Genomic DNA, 22,653 nt, shown 5'->3' on the forward strand with positions numbered 1-22,653 from the left:
TTCGGTCAAATAGCGTTATAGGGATTCGTTAAAATCGATAAAAGGGCTTTAGAAGGCAAATAGCGTGATAAGGATTCGTTAGCAGGTTGCAGCGGGAAGGATTCGCCAACAGGACCCCGTGGAAGGGTTCGTTAGCACGCCCGGAAGAAGCAATAGCGGCTTCCAGGATACGAATTCGTTATTCCTTAGGAAATCGACTAGTACGGATTGGTTATTTGTTGGCGGCTCCGCAAAACATAAAGATGCCGGAACGCTAAAATCCCGAACCATAAACGGTTCGGGACCCCGAGCGCCGGGTAGTTCCGGCTGCGTTTTGCAAAGATTACTCGGCTTTGACGGCCGTTTCGCCGGTGACTTTCGCGCCGTCTTCCATTTTGAAAGCGTCGAGTTGGGCCTGCGTGGAGAAGTACAGGTTGCCGTCCACGGTCGCGTCCACGACTTGGAAGCCGTCGGCGGTCACGTAGACGTCGCCTTTGAACGTGCCGCCTTGGATGCGCGCGTTTTCGCTGTTTACGGTCATCTTCGGAGCGGTCAGCGTGTAACGGGCCGTGACGTTGCGATCGGCATCCTGCGCGTACAGGGCGATTTTGCGGGCCGGTTCGCCTTTATTTTCGAATTGTCCGTCCAGAACGAGATCCTGATCGATGTTCAGGTCGTTCAGCGCGGCGATGATCCAGGTGCCTTTGGCGCTGATCGCGTTCAGGAATCCGTCATTGTCGTTTACGATCGAAGCGGTCGTCTGCGCATCGGTAGCCTCAGGTGTTTCCGTAGCGGCCGGCGTCTCCGTTGCAGCCGGTGTTTCGGTCTTGGCTGGTGTCTCGGTCGCCGTGGCCGGATTCTGCGTGCCTTCCGTCGTGGCCGTCGTCGCTTCGTTGTTGCCGCAGCCTGCCAGCAGCGCGATTCCCAGTACCAGACCCAAGCTTACTACTTTTCTCATGTTAAATTCTCCCCTTGTGAATGATTTCTCTTTACTTTGTTCAATATATCACAAGGCTATCCAAGATAAAGTAACATTTTTCACAAAGTTTTATCTATTTTTTAAACAACCTAAATTCACCAAATCAAGGCGATTATCCGGCACGAATATCGGTACGTCGGGTGCTCGCACGGGAACACCCACTCGAAGACAAAGTGCAGTATAAAGACAAAAAATAATCGGTACGTCGGGTGCTCGCGTAAGGACATCCGGCGTTGGCATCTTTGCCTTCGTCAGCGTAGGGGATGCAGCGAATACAATTATAATACTTCGAGCCCACATGCGAAAAAAAATCTGCCGGCACCCGCGTGTCGTCGTGTTTCGGCGGGAAGCCGTTCCCTTACTGCGCCAAGCGGAAAGAAACGCTCAACCCCCGCGCCTCCTATTCCCATGCCAACCTCCCCGCTCCCTACGCCAAGCCGTTCTCTTCCCCGCCACGCGCCGCCACGCACAAAACCCAAAAAGCGTATAAACGCCGGACACCGGCGTCTATACGCTCCCTTCTTCTCGTTCGCCGCACGAACGTGGCGGCAAGTCCCGCTCCGCCGCCGTCAGCCAGCCGCACCGGCCGGCCCCGCTACTCCCCGTGCAGCGCGCCGAGCAGGCCGCGCAGGTCCGCTGCGGCGAGCTGCCCCGGGGCGGACGCGTTTTTCGCCGCGCCGAACGTCAGCGCGGAACCGAAGGTGCCGCCGGCGACGCGGCTGACCGCTCCGAGGCGGCCCATCGACATGGTGATGATCGGGCCCTCATTGTCGGAGCTGACGGCGTACGTCGCTTGGAGCAGCGCCAGCACGTCGCCGGGATCGCGCGGCATGACCGCGATCTTGGGCACATCGCCGCCCAGCTTCCGCATGCGGCGCAGCCGGGCCGCGAGTTCCTCAGCGGGGGGCGTCTTGTCGAAATCGTGATTCGACACGATCGAGACGGCGCCGAAGCGGCGCGCTTCGGCGGTGAGGCGGCGCACCGCTTCGTCTCCCGCGAACAGCTCGACGTCGATCGCGTCGGCGTGGCCCGAAGCGGCGGCCGCCGCATTCAGGCCGATATAGTCGTCGGCCGCAAGTTCGCGCTGTCCGCCTTCGCGCGCGCTGCGGAACGTGAAGATCAGCGGGACGGGACCCAGCAGCAGGCGCAGCTCGGCCAGCATCTCCAGCACCTTTTCGGGCGAGTCGACGCCTTCGAAAAAGTCGACCCGCCATTCCGCGAGATCCAGATCGATCGTGCGCAGCAGCGCCGCTTCCTCGCGCAGTGCTTCGCGCGTGCGGCCGGTCATCGACACGCAAATTTTCGGAGCGCCTTCGCCCAGGCGCACCTTCCTGATTTCCACTATCGCCTTCATTGCGCTTCGGCTCCCTTCGTTCGGTCTTTCCTTCTGCGATGACGCAGGCTTTCTTTTACGGTAACGCATATCCGCGTTAATTACCAGCGGGAGTTGCGACGCCCCGCCTCCCTTTCCGGCAGCACACAAAAAAAGCCGCCCGTTCCCCGAAGGAACAGGCGGCGGCTTCGCAGTCCGGCCATCGGCCGAACCAACGAACGCTTGAAGCGGATCGTAACGTCCCGCTTACTTGGGCGCGATCAACGATACGACGTTTTCGGTGCCGTACCATTTGACCGTGTAGCCCGACAGTTTGGAGACGTCGCGCAGCGGGATGTACAGTTTGTTGCCGACGAAGCGGGAAGCCGTCATGTTGACCGCTTTGCCGTTCACTTTCGCCGTTTTAGCTTTGGCTTTGTGGACGATCGACTTGCCGCCGACTTTGGCCGTAACGGTCATCGTCTTGGCGTTCCAGTTAACCGTGCCGCCCAGCATCTCGAAGCCTTCGCGCAGCGGCATGTACAGACGGGAATCGATCGTCATGATATCGTCGTCCATCGTGTTGAGCTTGCCGTTGACGAATACGCTGCCGGTGAACGCTCCGTTGCCGTTCAGCGAGTAGCCGTTGTTGGCGGCGATCTGCTCAAAGCTCAGGCTCGACGAAGTGATGACCGCGTACGTGCCTTTGTTAACCTGATCGAACAACCAGTGAATGTCGTCGGTGTGCATGCGAATGCAGCCGGCGCTCACGTATTTGCCGATCGAGTTCTCGTTGTTGTTGCCGTGGATCGCGTAAGTCGTGCCGTATGTGCTGCCGACTTCAAGCCCGATCCAGCGGTCGCCCAGCGGGTTCTTCGGATCGCCGCCCGGGATATTGTCTTTGTAGTACGGACGGTTCTTGATCTTGTTGACGATCTTGAATTTGCCTTCCGGCGTCAGGTCCTGCGTTTTGCCGGTCGCGACCGGGAACGTGGAATTCAGCTTGCCATTATCGAAAAAGGCCAATTGGTTCGTCTTTTTGTTGATGATGATCAGCTGTTCTCCGCTTCCTGCCGCCTGCGCGGACCCCGCAAAGGAAAAGCTTCCGATGAACAAAGCCACGAGCATGAGCGCGGCCGTCCATTTTTTCAAATTTTTCATGTTGGTTCCCCCTTCTTGATGCATCGTGCTTCTCGGCACTCTGTAGATGCTTCTTTTCATTAGACGTCAGCTATGCGGCATAAGTTGCACTTTTGGCCTCTTTTTGCTCCCAACGCCTGTCCGCCGAAAAGCGCTGCTGCTCTATTTTACCCTAAACCAAGCCGCCTGCTATCGCTTTGCACAAAAGCGTCAAAACTGTATCTTTTTATACGTTTTTTTCATCGAAACCAACTCCTGAACCAGACTCCGAGCGGCTTCAGCACTTCGCGTCGCAGCCAGTCCAGCGGAGGATGCAGCAGCGTGCGCCACAGCCAACGCAGCGGGCGAACGACGAGCGTCTGCCAGACGGCGGAGAGGACGGTCCCGATCCACAGCGCCGCGATACGGCAGGCGTTCAGCACGGGCCGCAAAATATGGACGTAGAACCCCCGCAGCCCGTAGATCCACAGGAAGCGCAGCGGCATATACACGACGTAATGCAGCAGCGGATAGAGCACGTACAACCATATGAAGCGAAAAAGCGGGCGCAGCAGTGTCTTCCACAGCCAGCGGGCGGGAAGCTCGAACACGTGACGCCACAGCGGTTCCAGCAGCGTGCGCCACACCCATGCGGCAAGCGGCAGGGCGACGCGCAGCATCAACCACGAAAACGCCGGGTCCAGCACCCGGTTCCACAGCCAGCCGAACCCCATTTGCAGCACATAGATTGGAAAATAAAATACGAAGACAAAGCCTTTGAGCAGATTTTTCATCAGTTGTCCGGCGGTCATAAGCAGTCTCTCCTCTTGGGCAGTCGTTACTTTCCAGTATACGCGCTTTGCGCCCCGTCGTTGCAAGCTTCGCCCGCTTCCGATGCAGGCGGTACGCCGGCACATCCCGGTTCGACCACGTGAAAAAGCCCGAACGGCCTGTGAAGGACGTTCGGACTTGGCATGGCGGCAAAGCGATAAATCCCGATCAGAACCAGACCAGGTAGATGACAGCCGCGAGCACGATCCGGTAGATCGCGAACGGGATGAGCTTGATCCGGTTGATCAGCTTCAGGAAGAAGCGGATCGAGATGATGGCGAATACGAAAGCGCTGAGGAAGCCGACCACGAAATAAGGCAGGGCATCCAGCGTAAAGTATTCCCAGTTTTTGGCGAGCGACAGCAGACTGGCGCCGGCCATGATCGGAACGGCCATAATGAACGTGAAGTCGGCCGCGGCCCGGTGGCTCATGCCGATCAGGACGCCGCCCGAGATGGTCGCGCCGGAACGCGAGAAGCCCGGCCAGAGCGAGACGCACTGGAACAGTCCCATATAGAGCGCTTTTCCGTATGTAATCTCATCGACGCTTTCGATCGTTTTGCGCTTCGAATTGCGCATGACGAGGTCGGCCACGATCATCAGGATCGCCCCGATGACGAGCGCGCCGAGCACGGTCTCCAGCGAGAACAGATGCTCGTCGATGTAATCGTCGAACAGCAGGCCCAGCACGCCGGCTGGCAGCAGGCCGATAAAGACGTGCAGCAGGTTCAGCTTCGGCGTTCCCGCCGGAGCGCCCGAGTGACGGCCTTTCAAGCCGAGCAGTTCGTAGAACTTTTTGCGGAACAGGATGACGACGGCCAGAATCGACCCCAACTGGATCACGATCTTGAACGTGTTCGCCACGTACTTCGAACCGAAGAACTCTTCCGACTTCAACCACAGGTCGTCGACGATGATCATATGGCCGGTAGAAGACACCGGCGCAAATTCGGTCATCCCTTCGACGAACCCCAGAATCAGCGATTTAAACAATGAAAATAAATCCCAATCCACTCTCTCCCGCCTCTCCGCTTATCCGTTATTCGATCCAAAGCATTTTCCATCTTATCATGGCGACGGCCGGGCAATCCAGCCGGGCCCGCGGCGATCGGCCCCGGGCGCTTCGCGGCGCGCGGCGAAGAAGCTCCGGACGGTTAGAGTCCGTACCGGAGCAGCGCTTCGGCCGCGCGCACGCGCAGCTCGGGATCGTCGCCGCGCAGCGCTTCGCGCAGAGCGGCAACCGCTTCGCGCAGCGTCTCTTCGTCGACAAGTCGCGAAGGGAAAGCCGCGCCGGACGGCGTCCCTTCGTCGACGAGGCGCGAAGGGAGAGCCGCGCCGGACGCCGCAGAACCAAGCCCGGGCAGCTGCCCGCCCGGCGCCTGCGCGGCGAAAGCTTCGAGCCCGGCCTGCTCCGCCGGCAGCGGATACCGCTCCGCGGCGCGGGCGGACTCGCCGCCGCCGGCCGGCAGCTCGCGCGCAAATTCGCGCAGCGCCGGATTCAGCGCGGCGGCCGGCAGCACGCCGAGCCAGGTCACGCCCCGGCGGTGGCAGGTGTCCGCCTCCGGACGGTCGTACTCTTCGCGATAATAATAATCGCCCAGATCGCCCAGCCAGACGCGGCCGCTGTCCGCGACGAGCACGTAATCGCCGTCGTCCATGACGCGAACGAACGTATGCAGGTCTTCAAGCTTGCGTTCAAGCTCGTTCCCTTCATATCCATACACCCGATTGAGCCGCTTAGAAACCTCGGCCCGGTCGGCGTCTTCGAGATCCCCCAGGCCGGGATACCCGATACTGACGAAGCAGTCCCGCAAAAAGTCGTCCATACGGCTTCGACCCCACACAGCCGCGGACAGCCGGAACAGATTCATGCGCAGCCACCTCCGCTTCGGTTATTAGACGTTCGAGCCGGTCTTTTCCCTGCGCGATTCCTCGATTTTCCGGCCGACTTTTACGAGAATCTCGTCCAGCGAAGCCGGATCGTTCACGTCGTATTCGTCGATGTTCAGGCGCAGCACCGGGCAGGCGTCGAATCCGTCGATCCACTGGGCATAACGTCCGTGCATTTTTTCCCAATACGTCACTTCGGTCTGGATCTCCATCTCGCGGCCGCGTTCGTTAATGCGTCCCAGAATGGACGGCAGGCTGCCTTCCAGATACACGAGCACGTCGGGATGCGGGAAAAACGGCGTCAGCACCATCGCGTCGAACAGGCTGGAATACGTCTCGTAGTCGACAGCGGACATCGTGCCCTGGTCGGCATGCATTTTGGCGAAAATGCCGGTGTCTTCGTAGATCGAACGATCCTGCACAAAGCCGCCGCCCGCTTCGAAAATCGCTTTCTGCTCTTTGAAGCGCTCGGCGAGGAAGTAGATTTGCAGATGGAAACTCCAGCGTTCAAAATCGTGGTAGAACTTTTCGAGATACGGATTATGGTCGACTTTCTCAAGCGACGTCTTGAAGCCGAGTCGCTGGGCAAGGGCGGCAGTCAGCGTCGATTTGCCGACGCCTACCGTGCCGGCTACCGTAATGAGGGCGTCGGCGGGAATGGAAGACAGATAAGTTGGGTTCATGGTTAGGTCAAACTCCTTCTATATTAAATGGATAGGGTATGCGGTGTACGCGGCGGGTGGACATCCGCGCACGCCGCAGCGTTTAGCGAAGCGGATGTCCGGCGATCCGGGCTTTGACCCGGCCGGCGATCTCGGCGAAATGGTCGGGGTTCGCCACGAAATCGGCCGCGTCCCCGTCGACCGTAATGATCGTCGTCTCCGGCTCGGTTACGGCCAGCGAAGCCATCGCGGCTTCGTAGTCTTCGATCAACTGCTGGAGGTAGGCGCGGTCCATGTCCTGCTCGAACGAACGGCCGCGCTTGTCGATCCGGGCCAGCAGCGTCTCCAGACTCGCTTTGATATAGACGATGGTACTCGGCTTGGCCAGATCGTCCGTCAGCACGTGGTAGATCTGCCGGTATTTCTCCCGCTCGCGCCCTTTGAGGGTGCGTTCGGAAAAAATCAGGTTTTTGTAAATATGGTAATCCGAGATAACGGGCGTGCCCCGGCGAATCAGCTGCGATTCCGTATCGCCGAGCTGCTTGTACCGATTGCACAGGAAAAACATCTCGAGCTGGAAGCTCCACTCGTCGATGTTTTGATAAAACTTGCCCAAAAACGGATTTTCCTCGACGATTTCTTTGAGCACGGGCATATTCAATTCCGCGGCCAGCATCGTCGCGAGCGTCGTCTTGCCGGCGCCGATCGGTCCTTCGACCGCGATATAGGGAACTTGGTTCACTGCGAATCCTCCTGCCTGCCTGTGCCGATTGTCCGGCGCAGGTCCAAAATAAACGGGCACGTCCGCAAACGCACCGTATGCCATTGTATCATAGCGGCCGATAAAACCGGACAGAAATCGCATCGAATTTCGTGAAAATCGTGCGACAAAAACAGCGCAGCAAAAAAAGACCCCGAAGGGTCTTTGCGCCTACGCTCCGTATTCCGCCGTCAGAATCTCTTTGATGCGCAGGGCGGCTTCTTCGGCCGTATCGGCTTCGATCAACGTGGTGTTCTCCGCTTTGAGCCGATCGGAGGAATAATCGTATTTGGGATCGTAATACGATTCCAGCAGCATCCGCACCGCACCGGCATATTCGCCGAGCGTCATCAGCCGATGGATCTCGGCCGCGATCGGCTGATGGATATGCTCTTTGACGCGCAGGAACGACGCCATGCACGCTTCCGCGTTCTCTTCGGGCCGGTAATCCTCCAGAATATGGCGGACCCGTTCTTCGATCGGCAGCGAGACTCGAAGCTGCAAGCCCCGCTCTTTGGCATCCATCAGAAAAGCGGGCACCTCGACCCGGCCGATCCGCTTGCTCTCGGCTTCGAGCAGCAGGTAAGGTCCGCTGCCGACCTGCATCAGCTTTTCGAGCAGCAGCGAATCGAAGCTTTTCTGGTTGCGGACTTCCACGCCGATACCGCCGAATACCGAACCGCGGTGGCCGGCCATGCCTTCCAGATCCACGACCGGGTAGCCTTCTTGCAGCAGCCGGTGCAGGATGGCCGTCTTGCCGTTGCCGGTGTTGCCGCCGAGCACGATGGCCCGGGCCTTCAGGTCGAAATGTTCCAACTGTTCGACGACCCATTTACGGTAAGCGCGAAAGCCTCCGTTCAGCCGGTACGCGCGGATGCCCATCAGGTCCAGCACCGTCGCCGTGGTCCGGCTGCGCATTCCGCCGCGCCAGCAGAATACCGCTTTTGGCCCTTCGATTTCTTTGAACTGCCGAATGAATTCGGGCAGTTTGGCCGAAGCGATCTGCAAGCCGCGTTCTTTGGCTTCTTCGACGCCGACCTGCGTGTACAGCGTGCCGACTTCCGCGCGCTGCGCGTCGTCGAACAGCGGAATGTTCAGGCTGCCGGGAATAGACGCGCTGCGGTATTCCGACGGCGACCGGACGTCGATCGTCGCGATCTCTCCGCTGGCCCGTTTGGCCAGCAGTTCTTCTATCGTAATGTCCTGAAACAAATGTGTTCTCTCCTTAACATATCGGCTCAAAAGATTTTATCGGTTTCGCCCAGGCGGATCAGAGGACCGTGATGCGGCCGGCATTTTCTTCGATCACTTCGCCGATCGCCGCAGCTTCGACTCCGGCCGCTTGCAGACGCTCAAGCAGCTCGTCCGCCTGCTGGGCGTCGATCGCGATCAGCAGACCGCCCGAAGTGACGGCGTCGCACAGAATGAAGCGGCCCGTCTGGTCCATCTCTTCCGGGAAATCCACGTCCGCTTCGATATGGTCGTAGTTGTTGCGCGTGCCGCCCGGCACCGAGCCGCCTTCGGCCAGTTCGCGTACCCGCGGCAGCAGAGGCACGTCGGCGGAGCGGACGACGATGCCCATCCCGCTGCCTTTGGCCATCTCGGTCGCGTGGCCCAGCAGGCCGAATCCCGTCACGTCCGTGCAGGCATGCACGTCGTACGGCTCCATCGTCTCGGCGGCCGTCTTGTTCAGCGTCGCCATGACGTGCGTGACGCGCTTGATCTCTTCCGCGCTCAACAGATCTTTTTTGATCGAAGTGCTCAGAATGCCCACGCCGATCGGCTTGGTCAGTATCAGCTTGTCGCCGGGCTTCGCGCCGGCGTTCGTGCGCACCCGGTCCGGATGCACCGTTCCGGTGACGGCGAGGCCGAACTTCGGCTCTTTGTCGTCGATCGAATGGCCGCCGACCAGCGTGACGCCGGCTTCGGCCATTTTGTCGCCCGCGCCGCGCAGAATATCGGTCAGGACCGATTTGTCCAGCGTATGGATCGGGAACGCGACGATATTGAGCGCCGTCAGCGGCCGGCCGCCCATCGCGTAAATATCGCTGATCGCGTTGGCCGCGGCCACCTGGCCGAAATCGTACGGATCGTCGACGATCGGCGTGAAGAAGTCGAGCGTCTGGACGAGCGCCAGGTCGTCGGACAGCCGGTAGACGCCGGCATCGTCGCTCGTGTCGAGCCCGACGAGCAGATTGGGATTGGCGGCCTGCGGAGGCAGGTTGCGCAGCACCTGCGCCAGGTCGGCGGGACCGATTTTGCAGCCGCAGCCGCCTTTGGAGGAGAGCGAAGTCAGTTTGATCTTTTCGGGTGTGGACATGAACTCATCTTCCTTTCCGGATAGGCGTTTACTTGGATCGTCCCTTTATTCTACCACTTTTGCGGAGTCGACCGCGATGGGGTTCAAAGGGAAGGCAGGCTGTCGACGTAAGCTTGCAGGCGTTCGACGAACGTTTTCATCTCGATCGGTTTGCTGATATACGCATCGAATCCCGCTTCTTTTGCCCGTTCGATCTCGTCGTCCATGACGGAGGCGCTTACTGCCCATACCGGAATATGCCGCGTCTCGGGCCGCCGCCGCAGCTCCGTCAATCCTTCGTAGCCGTCCATGCCGATGAATTTCAGGTCCATCAAGATCAGGCAGGGTCGTTCGCGGCTTGCGCATTCGAGGCCCGCTTCGACCGTTGCCGATTCGAGCAGCTTGAGCTGCGGGAGCTTTTTCCTGAACAGATGACGCACGACGAGCATATTGTAAGAATCGTCCTCGATATACAACACTTCTTTTTTGCCGATATCCACCGTAATCCCTCCAAAAAAGCCGAAGAAGAGGCATGCGGATGCACGCCCTTCTTCGGCTCGAATGGTCAGCCCATCCCCACGGATGTCTGAATCGCTACCGTCTTATTCAACTGTTTATGGGACTGTCGGAACAGGCGCGGTCTATCCGTCGAACCGGCAGACGATGACGCTGTCGTCCCGATCGAAATTCCAATCGATGTACAGATCCGTCATCGGTTTGCGTACCGTTTTTGAGATATGCGCTTCTTTCCACATCAACTCTTTTTCAAGCGAGCGTTTGGCTGTTTTGAGAACGTCCGTATAGCCGAGCGCGTTCAGCTCTTTTTCGAGAAGTATGGCTATACCCTTTCGAAAAACGAGCAGCGTCTTGGCATCCACCCACCACGAATCGATGTAATAAGGTTCGGCCTGCGTCTTCGTCAAAATATCGACAATCTGTGTATGAACCGATTCCCGACCTTCGTAATTTCGGTTCGCATCGGTTTCCGAGTCGAGCAGCACCGTGATCATTCCCGAAGAATTGCCCGGATTCCAATCGTAATACAGGCTCATGAACCGCAGATGCAGATCTTCCCGCACGAACGTCTCCAATGCCGGCACAAGAGCTTTCATCATCAATTCCCGCGTATAACGGAACGTCTTCTCATCCTTCTTCGCGAGCAGCGCGTCTTCGATCGGAGTCATGAAATTTTTCAGATGAAGCACGATGCTCCGGTCATCCAGGGAAACGTTCAGGACTTCGGGCCCCTTGCCAAAATGGTTCCTGAGCAGCTTCCCTACATGACCCGCAATCCGGTCTACCGTTTCTTGTTTGTTCAAGTCCAAGTTCCCCGTTTTCACTTCCAGAAGGTATACTCCGCGTCCAGAGACTGGTTGTAGACGGCATAGCCAAGACCAAGATGCGGGTATTCCCTGCCAGTATACGCCGATCTTGTGCGAAAATCGACATTAAGGCAAAGAACCACTCCAACATTATGCCACACTTACTTTTCCCGGCTTTCGAGCTTGAGACTCTCCCGGATCAACCGAACGAGAGTGCCCATGCCGAGCGGCTTCTTCAAATACTGCTGAAAGCCCGCTGAAAGCCCCCGCTGCACGTCGTCGTCAAGCGCGCTTGCGCTGACGGCCCATACCGGAATCAAGGATGTTTGGGGATCGGCATTCAGACGGGTTACGCCTTCGTAACCGTCCATGCCGGGCAGCTGAATATCCATCAGGATCAGGATCGGTCGGTGAATCCGGGCAAGTCTCATGCCTTCTTCCACGCTGCCGGCTTCCAGAAGCGTGAATTCGGGCAGTTTTTTGCGAAAGATATGCCGGATGAGCAGCATGCTGGAACGGTCGTCCTCGATGTAAAGCACATAGGCGGAATCTCTCTGCAATTCGACCATCCTTTCCCAATAAAATAGGCCGAAGAAGAGGTGGCATCACCTCTTCTTCGGCCCGATTGAACAGCGCGTCCCGAAGGCGTCTGAATCGTTACCGATCTCTATTCGTCCTATTCCTTGAATATGTAAATGACAATGCTGCGATCGCGGTCGAAATCCCAATCCGCGTACAGGTCCGTTAACGTTTTGTTCAAAATAGCGCCGGCATTGGCGTCCTGTTCCAGCATGCGCTTTTCCAGGCGGCGTTTGGCGGCCTTCAGAACTTCGGTGTAACCCAGTTCCACCATTTCTTTTTCCAGCAGTACGGTTATACCCTGTCTAAAGACGGCGAGCATCTTGGGAGTGACCCACCAGGAGTCGATGTGTTCGGGAACTTTCTGAATGGCGGCCGTCACGTTGATCACTTTCTCGTGCACGTCTTCCTTGCCCGGGTAAGCTTCCGTTTGGTCCAGGGAAGAACCGAAGACGCCGACGATCGCGCCCGAAGCGTTGTGTACGCCCCAATCATAGTAGAACTCGGTCACGCTCAAACCCGTATTTTCTTCCAAAAAAGCTTTGAGTTCCGGCAGCAGCGATTCCATCAGAAGTTCGCGCGTATACCGAAAAGCTTTTTCTTCTTCCTGCGTCAGCAGGAACTTCTCCACCGGTCCCATAAAATTGCGCAAATGGAACACGATGCATTGGTCGCACAAAAAAACGTTTACTGATTCGGGGCCCTTGCCAAACCGTGTTCTCAGCAACTTACCGACGTAACTCGTCACCAGGCTGATTGTTTCTTTTTCATTCATACTAACACCGGCCCAGTTATCAGGATATGCCCAGAATTCGGACACATCGGCTCTACGACCTAATCAGGCAGCCGAATATGAGCATTCCCAATTAGTATACTGTAACTTGTTTCAATATGCGATAGCAAAATGTGGAAAAGTTAAAAAACGAAATTTTATTTCGGATTTTGGACAATCGGATATGTTATTATTTACGTTCACCTACACTTTCCGACAACAGGAGGCTCCACATGTCCGTATCCGCTTCACCCCATTCGGGTCTTCGTTCCAAACGCGGCAAAACGATAGCGCTTGCCGTCATCTTCATTCTTATCGCGATCGTCGGTCTGTCGTACGTCAAATGGTGGCCGTATTACCATAAAGCGATCAAAGCTGCGGCCGATCATTCGATCGGCGCTTCCATTCTGGGCGAAAGCGGCCCGCAAAGCGCTTCCTGGGCGACCGCCTGGGGATACGCCGTCGTCTATTTCAAGGCGGTCTGGAAAGCGGCGCTGCTTGGCATCCTGCTCGGCTCGCTCGTGCAGGTGCTGCTTCCGGCCAAGTGGCTGCTGAGAACGCTCGGCAAAACGTCGTTCGGCAGCACGCTTGCCGGCGGGGCGGCCGGTCTGCCGGGCATGATGTGCTCGTGCTGCGCCGCGCCGATCGCTGTCGGCCTGCGCAAAAAGCAAGTGTCCGTCGGCGCCGCGCTCGCTTTTTGGTTGGGCAATCCGACGCTGAATCCGGCCACGCTGATCTTCATGGGCTTCGTGCTCTCATGGAAGTTCGTCGCGCTGCGGATCGTATTCGGCGTCGTGCTCGTGTTCGGCGTCAGCTATTGGGCGAACCGCTTCGCGGCGGACGCCAAGCTTCCGGAAGGACTAAGTCCGGAACCGGAAGATACGCTGACGACCGCTTCGGCCGCGCCGGAACAGCCGCTGCTTGTGCGCTGGATCAAAAGCGTCGGCAGCATGACGCTGACGCTTGTACCGGCGTACTTCGCCGCTGTCCTTCTGCTGGGTGCGGCGCAGACGTGGCTGTTCCCGAGTTCGGGAATCGCCAGCGGCAACCACCTGCTCGCCATTGTCGGCTTCGCGATCGCCGGCATGCTGTTCGTCATTCCGACGGCGGCCGAAATTCCGATCGCGCAGTCGTTCATGGCGCTCGGACTCGGCGCAGGACCGGCCGCGGCCCTGATGTTCACGCTGCCGGCCGTCAGCCTGCCTTCCCTGCTGATGATCTCGCGCTCTTTTCCCAAAAAAGCGCTGCTGTTCGTAGCCGCCGCCGTCGTCGGACTCGGCGTTTTGTGCGGACTTGCGGCCATGTGGCTGCTCTAACCAATCCGATGCGCACCGCCTGATTCCCGTATCCCGTCATGCATAAAGAGGCCCAAGAACGGATTTCCGCTCCGTTCTTGGGCTTTTTGGCATGGAATTTGAAATAAATGTTGATTCCGCGCCGTTTCATGCAAAGAAAGTGTGGATTCGAACCGCCGACAGAATTAAAGTAGAAGGTATGAGAACCTTGATGCGTCACCCTTTCAAAAAAACGTTTCGACTTTCGCCGCAAGTTTCGATCTTTTTGCTGCTGATTCTTCTGTTGATCATTCTGTCGGGACTGCGGCTGGTGCTGACGAATCCGTACTCGCTCGCTCATCCGCCCCGCGCGCAGCAGGGCGTGCTCGACCTGCGCGGCACGCCGCTCGACAACTGGCACACGCTTCCGCTCGACGGCGAATGGGAATTTTACCCGGGGCGGCTGATCTTGTCCGAACCTTCGGGCGCAGTCCCTCCGGCTTATATCCAGGTGCCGGGCAGCTGGCAGGACGCGCTGGAGACGAAGCGGGATTCGGCCGACGGCTACGGCAGCTACCGGCTGCGCGTGCTGATCGATCCGGCGCAGGAACACTCCTACAAACTGATGGTCAAAGACATCCAGACCGCGTACCGGCTGTACGCCAACGGACGGCTCGAATCGCAGCTCGGCCATCCGGCGTCGAACGCGGCCGACCATACGGCCGAAGTGAACACCGATACGTTCGGGCTGCCCGACGCGGCCGAGATCGAGCTGGTCGTCGAAGTGTCGAACTTCGAGAACGCCCGCAGAGGCGGAATCGCCCGCTCGATCAAGTTCGGTCCGACCAACGCGATCAATTCCGAACGTACGTACAACGTCGGCATGCAGCTGATCACGCTCGCGCTTCTGCTGCTGCACGCCCTGTATATCGGCATGATTTACCTGTTCAGCCGCAAAGACAAGATTTTCCTGCTGTTCACCCTGCTGCTGATCGCGGCCGTGTTCAGCATCTCGCTGGACGAAGACAAAGTGCTGCTCGCGATCTGGCCGTTCGATTACGCGATCGCCAAGAAGATCTCGCTGTTCGCGTACGCGGCGATGATGACGCTCATGCTCGCACTGGCCGTCTCGTTCTGCCTCGAACCGATTCGCCGGCGCAAATACCGGCCCTACTTCGCGGCGGCGGCGCTGTACGGCGCCTTTATCGCGATCGCGCCGATCGAAGCGGTACTCTACTCGACCAAGATCGGCGTGTTTACCGTCGCGACGCTGTTTCCGTCCCTCTGGGTGCCGCTTCTGTTGATCCGCTACATTCTTCAAAAAGACCGGAACGCCATTTTTCTGCTCGTGGCCGCGGCCGGTATGACGTCCACCCTGATCTGGGGCGGATTCAAAAACGCGGGTTGGGTCGAACCGGGCTTCTACCCGTTCGATATTCTGCTCGCGTTTCTCGGCACGGTCGCTTACGCCGTCGGCCGCTATTTCCGCAATAACGCGGATCTCGCGGACCTGGCGCGGCGGCTGCAGCAGGCGGACCGGACCAAAGACGATTTTCTCGCCAATACGTCGCATGAGCTGCGTACGCCGCTGCACGGCATGATCCATATGGCCGACGGCGTGCTCGCCGCGGAAGGCGAAGTGCTGAGCGAGCGGTCCCGGCGGGACCTGCAATTGGTCAGCCAGGTCGGACGCCGCATGGGCCTGCTGCTCGGCGACCTGCTCGACGTCTCGCAGATTCGCGAGAACCGGCTGGCGATCCACCCGGAAGCGGTCAAAGTCCAATCGACGGCCGCCGGCGTGCTCGACATGCTGCGCTACATGACGGCGGGCAAAGCGCTGGAGCTGGAACTCGACATGCCCGACGATTTCCCTGCCGTCTACGCGGATGAGAAACGGCTGACGCAGATCTTGTTCAATCTGATTCATAACGCGATCAAGTTTACCGATTCCGGCAAAGTGGTCGTTCGCGCGCGGCTGCTCGATGCTCGCGCCAAGCCGTCTGCGCCGGCCGGCTCGGCCGGAGCGCCGCGGGCGGTTCTCTCGGTGTCCGATACCGGCGCCGGCATCGGCGCGGCCGACCTGGCGCGGATCTTCGCGCCGTACGAGCAGGGCGATCCGCTGCACAACGCCGCTGGCATCGGGCTCGGCCTCGGGATCAGCCGCAGCCTGGCCGAACTGCACGGCGGAGAGCTGCAAGCGGAATCCGAGCCGGGCGTCGGCTCGGTCTTCTCGTTCTCGCTCCCGCTGGCCGAAGTGTCGGCCTGGGAAATCGGCCGTCCGGCTTCGCCTGCCGAAGACGGCGACCGACGCAGCACGGCCGAAGAGCCCGGCGCGGCCGGCCGGCTCTCCGAAGCCGCCGCGCAAGCCGCGGCGAAGCGCGGCCAGGCGCCGCTTCCGCCGTATTCGGCGGAAGAACGCCTGGCCGACGGCTCCGGCGAGAGCGGAGCCGGGCAGCCGGGCAGCCTCGGCGGCGCCGATCCCCGGCCGCGGATTCTGGCCGTGGACGACGACCCGGTCAATCTGCGCGTTCTGCGCAGCCTCCTGCCGGAAGCGCGCTACCGGGTCACGTCCGCGCTCAGCGGCGCGGAAGCGCTGGAGCTGCTCGACGAGCAGAGCTGGGACCTCGTCGTCGCGGACGTCATGATGCCCAAGATGTCGGGCTACGAACTCTCCGCCCGGATACGCGAGCGCCATTCGCGCGCGGAACTGCCGATTCTGCTGCTGACGGCGCGAAGCCGGCCGGAAGACATCTATGCCGGCTTCGCGGCCGGCGCAAGCGACTACCTGGCCAAGCCGGCCGACGCGCTGGAGCTGAACTACCGCGTCAAGGCGCTGACCGATCTCAAGCGCGCGGTCAGCGAGCGCCTCGGCCTCGAAGCGGCCTACCTGCAGGCGCAGATTCAGCCGCACTTCCTGTTCAATGCGCTGAATTCGATTACGGCGCTGAGCGGGATCGATATCGACAAAATGAACGAAACGATCGAGGCTTTCGGTTCTTACCTGAAGATCAGCTTCGATTACTGGAGTGCCCGTCCGCTCGTGCCGCTGGAGCGCGAGCTGGAACTTGTCCGCTCCTATCTGTACATCGAGACGATGCGCTTCGAAGACCGGCTGCGCGTCGAAGTGAACATTCCCGAAGAGATCGACCCGGAGCTGATGCTTCCGCCGCTCTGCATCCAGCCGCTGGTGGAAAACGCGGTCCGGCACGGCGTGCTCAGCCGCTCCAAAGGCGGCTGCGTCTCGCTGGACGCGCAGCTTGTCGACGGAGACGTCGTCTTCACGGTGACCGACGACGGTGTCGGCATGGACGCCGATACGCTGGGCGGACTGCTCGTTCCCGTCAGCAGCGGCAGGCAGGGCATCGGCACGCTCAATACCGATCGCCGCCTCAAGCGCCTGTACGGCTCGGGCCTGTCGATTCGCAGCCGCCCCGGCGAAGGCACGACCGTGTCGTTTCGCGTTCCATTAAATGGCGGTCGCCCTTCGCCGGGCGGACTCGCTTCGGATTAAGTCCGCCCGCTTTCGTTGTGGACATCAAGAAGAATATCGCTAAAGAGGTGAATCGAACATGATGAAGGCTCTGCTGATCGACGATGAGAAGCTGGCCGTGATGCATATGGAAAAGCTGCTGCGCGAACTGCCGGAATTCGACAGTATCGAATCGTATACCGACCCGGCCGCAGCCGTGGAAGCGGCCCGCCTGAGCCAGCCCGACGTCATCTTTCTCGATATCGTCATGCCGGAGATCAACGGCATGCAGGCCGCCGAGATGATGCAGCAGGCAAGTCCCGGGTCCGACATCGTATTCGTGACCGGATACGACCGGTACGCGATCGAAGCGTTCGAGCTGAATGCGCTCGATTACGTGCTGAAGCCCGTGCAGCGGACGCGCCTGGCGAAGACGCTCACGCGCCTGAGCGGCCGGCGCCAGGAAGCCGAGGCTCCCGAAGTACCGGCCGAAGAGACGATGATCGGCTGCTTCAAAACGCTTCGTCCCTATGCCGTCCCGGGCAGCTCCGAAGTTCCGGCGTTCCGCTGGCGCACGACGCGCGCGCAGGAGCTGTTCGCGTACCTGCTCCATCACCGCGAACGCTTCGTCGCCAAAGAACGCCTGATCCAGCAGTTCTGGCCCGATTCCCCGTTCAAGCGGGCTTCGACTTATCTGTATACGGCGATTTACCAGATTCGCCAATGCCTCAAGCAGAGCGGCATCCACGCGGAGATCGTCAATACGAGCGGCGGCGAAGGCTACACGCTGCATTTGGGCGGTGTCGTGCTGGACGTCGACCGGTTCGAGACCGGTATCCGGTCGCTCGGAGCGGTCACCGCCGCCACCTGCGCCCGGCATCTGCGCCTGGCGGAACTGTACATCGGCGACTACCTCGCCGATTACGATTATGAATGGGCGGAAGGCGAACGCCAACGGCTGCGCGCCCTGCAGCTGCATCACGCTTCCGGCCTCGCCCTGTTTTTGCTGGACAGCGGCCAAACGGCCGAAGCGGCCGCCCAGTACAAAAAGCTGACGCTGCTGCATCCGTATTCCGAATACGCGCATCTGGGCCTGCTGCAGGCGTACGCCATGCTGGGCGACCGGCTCGCGGTCGACGAATGCTACCGAACGGCGGAGACGCTGTTCGAACAGGAGCTTGACGTCGAGCTGCCCCTGATCTTGTCGCAGTGGTACACAAGCTGGAACGCCGGAGATTTTGCCGACGGCGGGAACGTCCCGATCGCCCTGCGCTCGGGCCCGAATTGAGACTAGCCGGCGCATAGCGTGCCGCAACAGAGAAAAGCCGCTTCCGAAGTGTGAGTACACTTTGGAAGCGGCTTTTTGGTACGTTTAGCGGATCAGGATCAATCCCGGTTTTCCAGTCCTTTTTTGCGTACGAGCAGGAATCCGAGCAGGCCGAGCAGGATCAGGCCGAAGCCCAAAGCGCGGGTCGGAACCGTATCGAATTCGCCGGTCTGCGGCAGGACGCCGCCTTGAATTTCGACCGTTCCGCTCGGCGTCGGGCCGTCCGGCGACTCGATCGGAGCCGGTACGGGCTGAGGCTGCCCCGGTGCCGGAGTCGGATTCGGATTGGGGTCCGGATCGACGTCGAGTCCGCCCTGCGGCGTCTCGTCGACAATGTCGATGCTGTCGTCCGGCTGAGGCACGGTCGGCGTCGGTTCCGGCGTCGCCGGATCGGGATCGACGTCCAGTCCGCCCGCAGGCGGTCCGTCTTCCGGCACGACGATAAGCGGCGTCGGAAGCGGGAATTCCGGGAAGTACAGCCCCGGCGGTCTAGGCGTCGGTTCTTCCGTCGCCGGAATGACCGGCGGCGGCGTTACGGGCGCAGGCGTCTCCGGCGTCGGGATGACCGGCGGAGGTGTCTGCGGTACCGGAGGTTCCGGTGTCGGTGTCACCGGCGGGTTCACCGGAGGCGTGACCGGAGGGCCCGGCGGCGTCACCGGGGGATCGACCGGAGGTGTCACCGGAGGATCGACCGGCGGGGTGACGGGCGGCGTCACCGGCGGGTCTACCGGAGGCGTCACGGGCGGCGTGACCGGTTCCGTCGGTTTTTGGCTGTTCTTGACCGTGACGACGTTCGTGCCCGAAGCATCGATCGTCACAGCCTGCCCGGCAGCGCCGAGGTTCAGTTCGTAACCTTCGGGAGCCTGCGTCTCCTGCAGGATATAGCTGCCGGAGAGCAGCTTCGTGAACACCGCTTTGCCGTCGGCTCCGGTCGTTTGCGTGCCGATTCGAACGACGGTTCCGTTCGCCAGTTTGCGGTCAAGCGTGAAGGTGGCGCCTGCAAGCATTTTCGCGGCATCCTGCGCATCGACTTTGACGACGGTCAGTTGACCGCGAACTCCGCTGCCGGAGCCCGAACCGGACGATACGCCCACGGTCACTTCTTCGCTTGTCTGCTTGTTTACCGTCTCCACGTTTTTTCCCTGGAAAGCGACGGTATTGCCTACTTTTTCGCCGTTATTGGCGTTGATCAACGACTCGTACTGCAAGATATAAGCCGAAGAGATATCCGAGTTGAAAGTCAGGGTAAAGAACTCTTTGCCCTGCGCGTCGCGTTCGATTTTGAGTATGTACGCTTCGCCTTCCTTGAGCGGATCTCCCGATTGGGTCAGCGTGCCGTTTGCGGCCGCTTCGGCTTGGTACAGCTTGAACGTGCTCGGCACAAGCGATTGATTCGCGCTTGGCGTATCGGTGATGGACGCTTCGCTTACGTAGGATTGTCCGGCGTTGATCACGATCTTCCAATCGATCATCTCGCCGCTTTGCGTACCTTTTTTCGATACGTATTCGCCGCCGTTCGGAATCGATACCGATCCGGTCAGCGAAGCGGATACGGTCGGGCCGTTTTTCACGATTGCCGTGTTCTTGGCCGTGTTGTCGATCAACTTGCCTTCGAGGCTCGTGCGGAAAGTCAGAACGTAAGCGGAATCGATTTCTTCGTTAAAAGAAACGACGAGCTTGCGGCTGGCAGTATCGTACTCCGCTTTGTAATCGGCCTGCGGCACTACGCTGCCGATCGTCGGCGTTCCGTTCGCAGCGATCGTCATCTCGTGCAGGGCGACCGAACCGTCAACCAGCTTCTGATTGGCTTCCAGCGCGTCTTCGATCGAAGCGGTCGCAAGCTTGTCGCGGTTGTAGTTCAAGCCTACGTTCCACGTGATTTCTTTGGTTTTGGCGTTGTACGTTCCGTTTTTGTACCCGTTGTTTTTGGTATAGCCGTTCGGGTCCAGCGTATCGGTAACGGTCAATGTGCGGTCCGTCGTCGTGATCGTGTCGATCCAGGCGATCACGGCTCTGTTCGGCATCGTCTTGCCGGTGCCTGTCAGGTCGTCCGTATCGAACGACGTCTGGTACGTGATCGTATATTTGTCGGACACGGTTCCGTTGAACTCCAGCGTGAAGCCGTTTTTGTAACTGCCCGGCGTGCCGTACGGTGCCAGCGTATAGTCCGCCGGAGCGACCGTGCCGCCAGCCGAGTTCTTGACGCTCAGCGTACCCGGCACGAGCGTCAATCCGCCGTTCGTGAACGTGTCGGTGAGTGTGAGCTTGTCCATCGGCGCTTTGTTCTCGTTCAGCGTAATCGTCCACGTTGCGCGCTGCGTCGTGTAGTTCGTGCCGCTCAGCTTCTTCTCGCCGAACGCCTGCAGCACATTGCGGGTCGCTTCCTTCGTGACGCCGCCCGTCGTGACGCGGTTGACGACTTTGCCGTCCGTGTACACTTCGCCGGACGTCTCCGTTTGATACTCGATCAGGTAAGCGGAATCGATCGCCTGATCGAACGTCAACGTAAAGCCGGTTTTGCCGCCGGCCGCCGGTGTCGGCGTCACTTCATAGTCCAACGCGTCGACCAGGGCCCCTTTGACCGGGCTGCCTGTCGCGAGCGACACTTCGTACACTTTCACGTCGCCTTTGAGCTTGTGCGAGTCGTCGAAAGAGTCGGTCAGAACGGCGCTTGCGATATTCTGTTCGCCGTAGTTGTACTTGATCGCCCAATCGATCGTCTGGGTTTGTTTGTTATAGCCGGTCGTTTGCTTGTCCAGCAGCTGCCCGGACTTCACCGTGACCGTTGCGGACGCGTCGGCCCCGTCGATTCCGTCTCCGCCGAAGGTCGCTTTGTTTTCGAATCGGGCTTCGTCGTTGACGAAGGCCGCATCCGGGGTCAGATCCGTCGCAAACTTGATTTGATACGCGCTGCTGATCGGATTTTTAAAAGAGAGCGTAAAAGCTGCTCCGTTCGCCGTCTGGCCGATCGTATACTCGTTGGCGTCCAGAGCCGTTCCCTGAGCCGAAGCCGTGCCGTCCAGATTGAACGTCATCGGGTAGACGGCTACCGAACCGGCTTGCAGCGCCAATCCTTTTGGAAGCGGATCGGTCACGACCGCATTTTGCACGGTCTGCCCGGTACGGTTCACTTCGAGCGTCCAGTTGATACTTTTGGCATTCAAATTGCCATTTGGAGCGCCCGTTTTGCTCATCGCCGGCTTGATGTCCGCTTTGAACACCAGATCGACGACCTGTTCGCTGCCGTTAATCGGGAATTTGATCTGCTGCTGGGTGGAACCCGTAATCTTCTGTTTGTCGAATTGGGTCTCCAGGCTGATCTTGCCCTGAACCGCGTCGTACTGCGCGATAAATTCGTTGAAGGTCATGACGACCTGACGCGTCTGGCGATTGACGGCAAACGTACCGACGCTTTCTCCGTCTTCCATGATCAGGTCGCCCGAGATGTCATTGAAAATGACGAACTTGTTCTCCGGAAGCAGGTCGAACGTGAACGTATCGCCCTGCACGTAATCGTGTCCGTCGGCGAGCGCCCAGTTGAAGTCGAGCTTCACTTTGGAGCCCTGCTCGTACACGGCATCCGTTACCGTGCTGCCTGCCGCGTCGAACACGGTCAGATTGACGGACGTAATCAGGTTCTCCGTCATCGCTTTCGGAGCCCGCGGCTCCTGCGCCAAAGCGGAAAGTTCCGCTTTGTCCGCCTTTTCCTTATCTTGCGGTTCTTCCGCTTGCGGTTTCTCCGCTTGCGGTTCTTCCGTTTGTGGTTCGTTCGTTTGTGGTTCGTTCGTTTGTGATTCGTCGTCGACGATAACGTCTGCGCTTGGCTGCTCCGACGTTCCGCCGGTGGCCTCCGAGGCATACGTCGCCTCCGTCACGGTCTGCTGCGCGCTTGCGTTCGTCGCGAATCCGAATCCTTGCAGGATTTGCACGACGAGCAGCAGGCCGATGACCAGCAGGCTCATTCTCTTTCTCATCTGTTGTTGTCCTCCCTTTGCTGATATCAAAATGCTCGCTTGGCACTTGCCTGAGAAGAAGCATAAGGGAGGCACATATACAAAAAATGAACATGAGGCGGCGGA

The 22,653-nt window shown here is 59.4% G+C and carries 18 protein-coding genes; 3 read left to right on the top strand and 15 right to left on the bottom strand.

Annotation, left to right across the window (positions count from 1 at the left end; genetic code table 11):
- Window positions 1-322 precede the first annotated feature (322 nt).
- The 14 genes from FTE24_RS16350 to FTE24_RS16415 form a co-directional block, all read right to left on the bottom strand.
- Window positions 323-937: a hypothetical protein gene (locus FTE24_RS16350; RefSeq protein ID WP_150232175.1), complete on the bottom strand. Its 615-nt coding sequence runs from the start codon at window positions 935-937 to the stop codon at window positions 323-325.
- A gap of 616 nt (window positions 938-1,553) precedes the next feature.
- Window positions 1,554-2,312 carry a type I 3-dehydroquinate dehydratase gene (gene aroD / locus FTE24_RS16355; RefSeq protein WP_150232177.1) on the bottom strand — a complete coding sequence of 253 codons (759 nt, stop codon included), beginning with the start codon at window positions 2,310-2,312 and terminating at the stop codon, window positions 1,554-1,556.
- A 225-nt stretch (window positions 2,313-2,537) separates the two neighbouring features.
- Window positions 2,538-3,431 (bottom strand): L,D-transpeptidase family protein, encoded by an 894-nt coding sequence (locus FTE24_RS16360; protein ID WP_415663176.1) that lies wholly within the window; start codon window positions 3,429-3,431, stop codon window positions 2,538-2,540.
- 218 nt (window positions 3,432-3,649) lie between these two features.
- Window positions 3,650-4,201: a hypothetical protein gene (locus FTE24_RS16365; protein WP_150232181.1), complete on the bottom strand. Its 552-nt coding sequence runs from the start codon at window positions 4,199-4,201 to the stop codon at window positions 3,650-3,652.
- 187 nt (window positions 4,202-4,388) lie between these two features.
- Complete coding sequence (locus FTE24_RS16370; protein ID WP_202111890.1) at window positions 4,389-5,213, bottom strand: undecaprenyl-diphosphate phosphatase; 825 nt, start codon at window positions 5,211-5,213, stop codon at window positions 4,389-4,391.
- Between the two features lie 161 nt (window positions 5,214-5,374).
- Entirely contained in the window at window positions 5,375-6,091 is a 717-nt protein-coding gene (locus tag FTE24_RS16375; protein WP_150232183.1) for a hypothetical protein, read from the bottom strand.
- A 24-nt stretch (window positions 6,092-6,115) separates the two neighbouring features.
- Window positions 6,116-6,793: a deoxynucleoside kinase gene (locus FTE24_RS16380; protein ID WP_150232185.1), complete on the bottom strand. Its 678-nt coding sequence runs from the start codon at window positions 6,791-6,793 to the stop codon at window positions 6,116-6,118.
- Between the two features lie 82 nt (window positions 6,794-6,875).
- Window positions 6,876-7,514 carry a deoxynucleoside kinase gene (locus FTE24_RS16385; protein WP_150232187.1) on the bottom strand — a complete coding sequence of 213 codons (639 nt, stop codon included), beginning with the start codon at window positions 7,512-7,514 and terminating at the stop codon, window positions 6,876-6,878.
- Window positions 7,515-7,703: 189 nt separating this feature from the next.
- On the bottom strand, window positions 7,704-8,744 hold the full coding sequence (mnmH, locus tag FTE24_RS16390) for a tRNA 2-selenouridine(34) synthase MnmH (protein WP_150232189.1): 1,041 nt from the start codon (window positions 8,742-8,744) through the stop codon (window positions 7,704-7,706).
- A 58-nt stretch (window positions 8,745-8,802) separates the two neighbouring features.
- On the bottom strand, window positions 8,803-9,852 hold the full coding sequence (gene selD, locus FTE24_RS16395; RefSeq protein WP_150232190.1) for a selenide, water dikinase SelD: 1,050 nt from the start codon (window positions 9,850-9,852) through the stop codon (window positions 8,803-8,805).
- Window positions 9,853-9,935: 83 nt separating this feature from the next.
- The gene (locus FTE24_RS16400; protein ID WP_150232193.1) at window positions 9,936-10,331 is read right to left on the bottom strand and encodes a response regulator; all 396 of its coding nucleotides are present in this window, start codon (window positions 10,329-10,331) and stop codon (window positions 9,936-9,938) included.
- Window positions 10,332-10,472: 141 nt separating this feature from the next.
- On the bottom strand, window positions 10,473-11,150 hold the full coding sequence (locus FTE24_RS16405; protein ID WP_150232197.1) for a Na-translocating system protein MpsC family protein: 678 nt from the start codon (window positions 11,148-11,150) through the stop codon (window positions 10,473-10,475).
- Window positions 11,151-11,314: 164 nt separating this feature from the next.
- The gene (locus FTE24_RS16410) at window positions 11,315-11,713 is read right to left on the bottom strand and encodes a response regulator (RefSeq protein ID WP_160441796.1); all 399 of its coding nucleotides are present in this window, start codon (window positions 11,711-11,713) and stop codon (window positions 11,315-11,317) included.
- A 116-nt stretch (window positions 11,714-11,829) separates the two neighbouring features.
- The gene (locus tag FTE24_RS16415; RefSeq protein ID WP_141450484.1) at window positions 11,830-12,507 is read right to left on the bottom strand and encodes a DUF2294 domain-containing protein; all 678 of its coding nucleotides are present in this window, start codon (window positions 12,505-12,507) and stop codon (window positions 11,830-11,832) included.
- Between the two features lie 230 nt (window positions 12,508-12,737).
- Here FTE24_RS16415 and FTE24_RS16420 point away from each other — a divergent pair, with 230 nt between their 5' ends.
- From FTE24_RS16420 to FTE24_RS16430, 3 genes are all read left to right on the top strand, one after another.
- Window positions 12,738-13,820 (top strand): permease, encoded by a 1,083-nt coding sequence (locus tag FTE24_RS16420; RefSeq protein ID WP_150232209.1) that lies wholly within the window; start codon window positions 12,738-12,740, stop codon window positions 13,818-13,820.
- A 244-nt stretch (window positions 13,821-14,064) separates the two neighbouring features.
- Entirely contained in the window at window positions 14,065-17,289 is a 3,225-nt protein-coding gene (locus FTE24_RS16425) for a hybrid sensor histidine kinase/response regulator (RefSeq protein ID WP_160441797.1), read from the top strand.
- Between the two features lie 58 nt (window positions 17,290-17,347).
- Complete coding sequence (locus tag FTE24_RS16430; RefSeq protein ID WP_150232218.1) at window positions 17,348-18,535, top strand: response regulator; 1,188 nt, start codon at window positions 17,348-17,350, stop codon at window positions 18,533-18,535.
- A gap of 98 nt (window positions 18,536-18,633) precedes the next feature.
- On the opposite strand, the gene FTE24_RS16435 is transcribed toward FTE24_RS16430, so the two are convergent.
- The gene (locus FTE24_RS16435) at window positions 18,634-22,548 is read right to left on the bottom strand and encodes a collagen binding domain-containing protein (protein ID WP_150232223.1); all 3,915 of its coding nucleotides are present in this window, start codon (window positions 22,546-22,548) and stop codon (window positions 18,634-18,636) included.
- Window positions 22,549-22,653: the final 105 nt, after the last annotated feature.

The sequence above is a fragment of the Saccharibacillus sp. WB 17 genome, from assembly GCF_008634075.2.
In the GTDB taxonomy this organism is placed as follows: domain Bacteria; phylum Bacillota; class Bacilli; order Paenibacillales; family Paenibacillaceae; genus Saccharibacillus; species Saccharibacillus brassicae.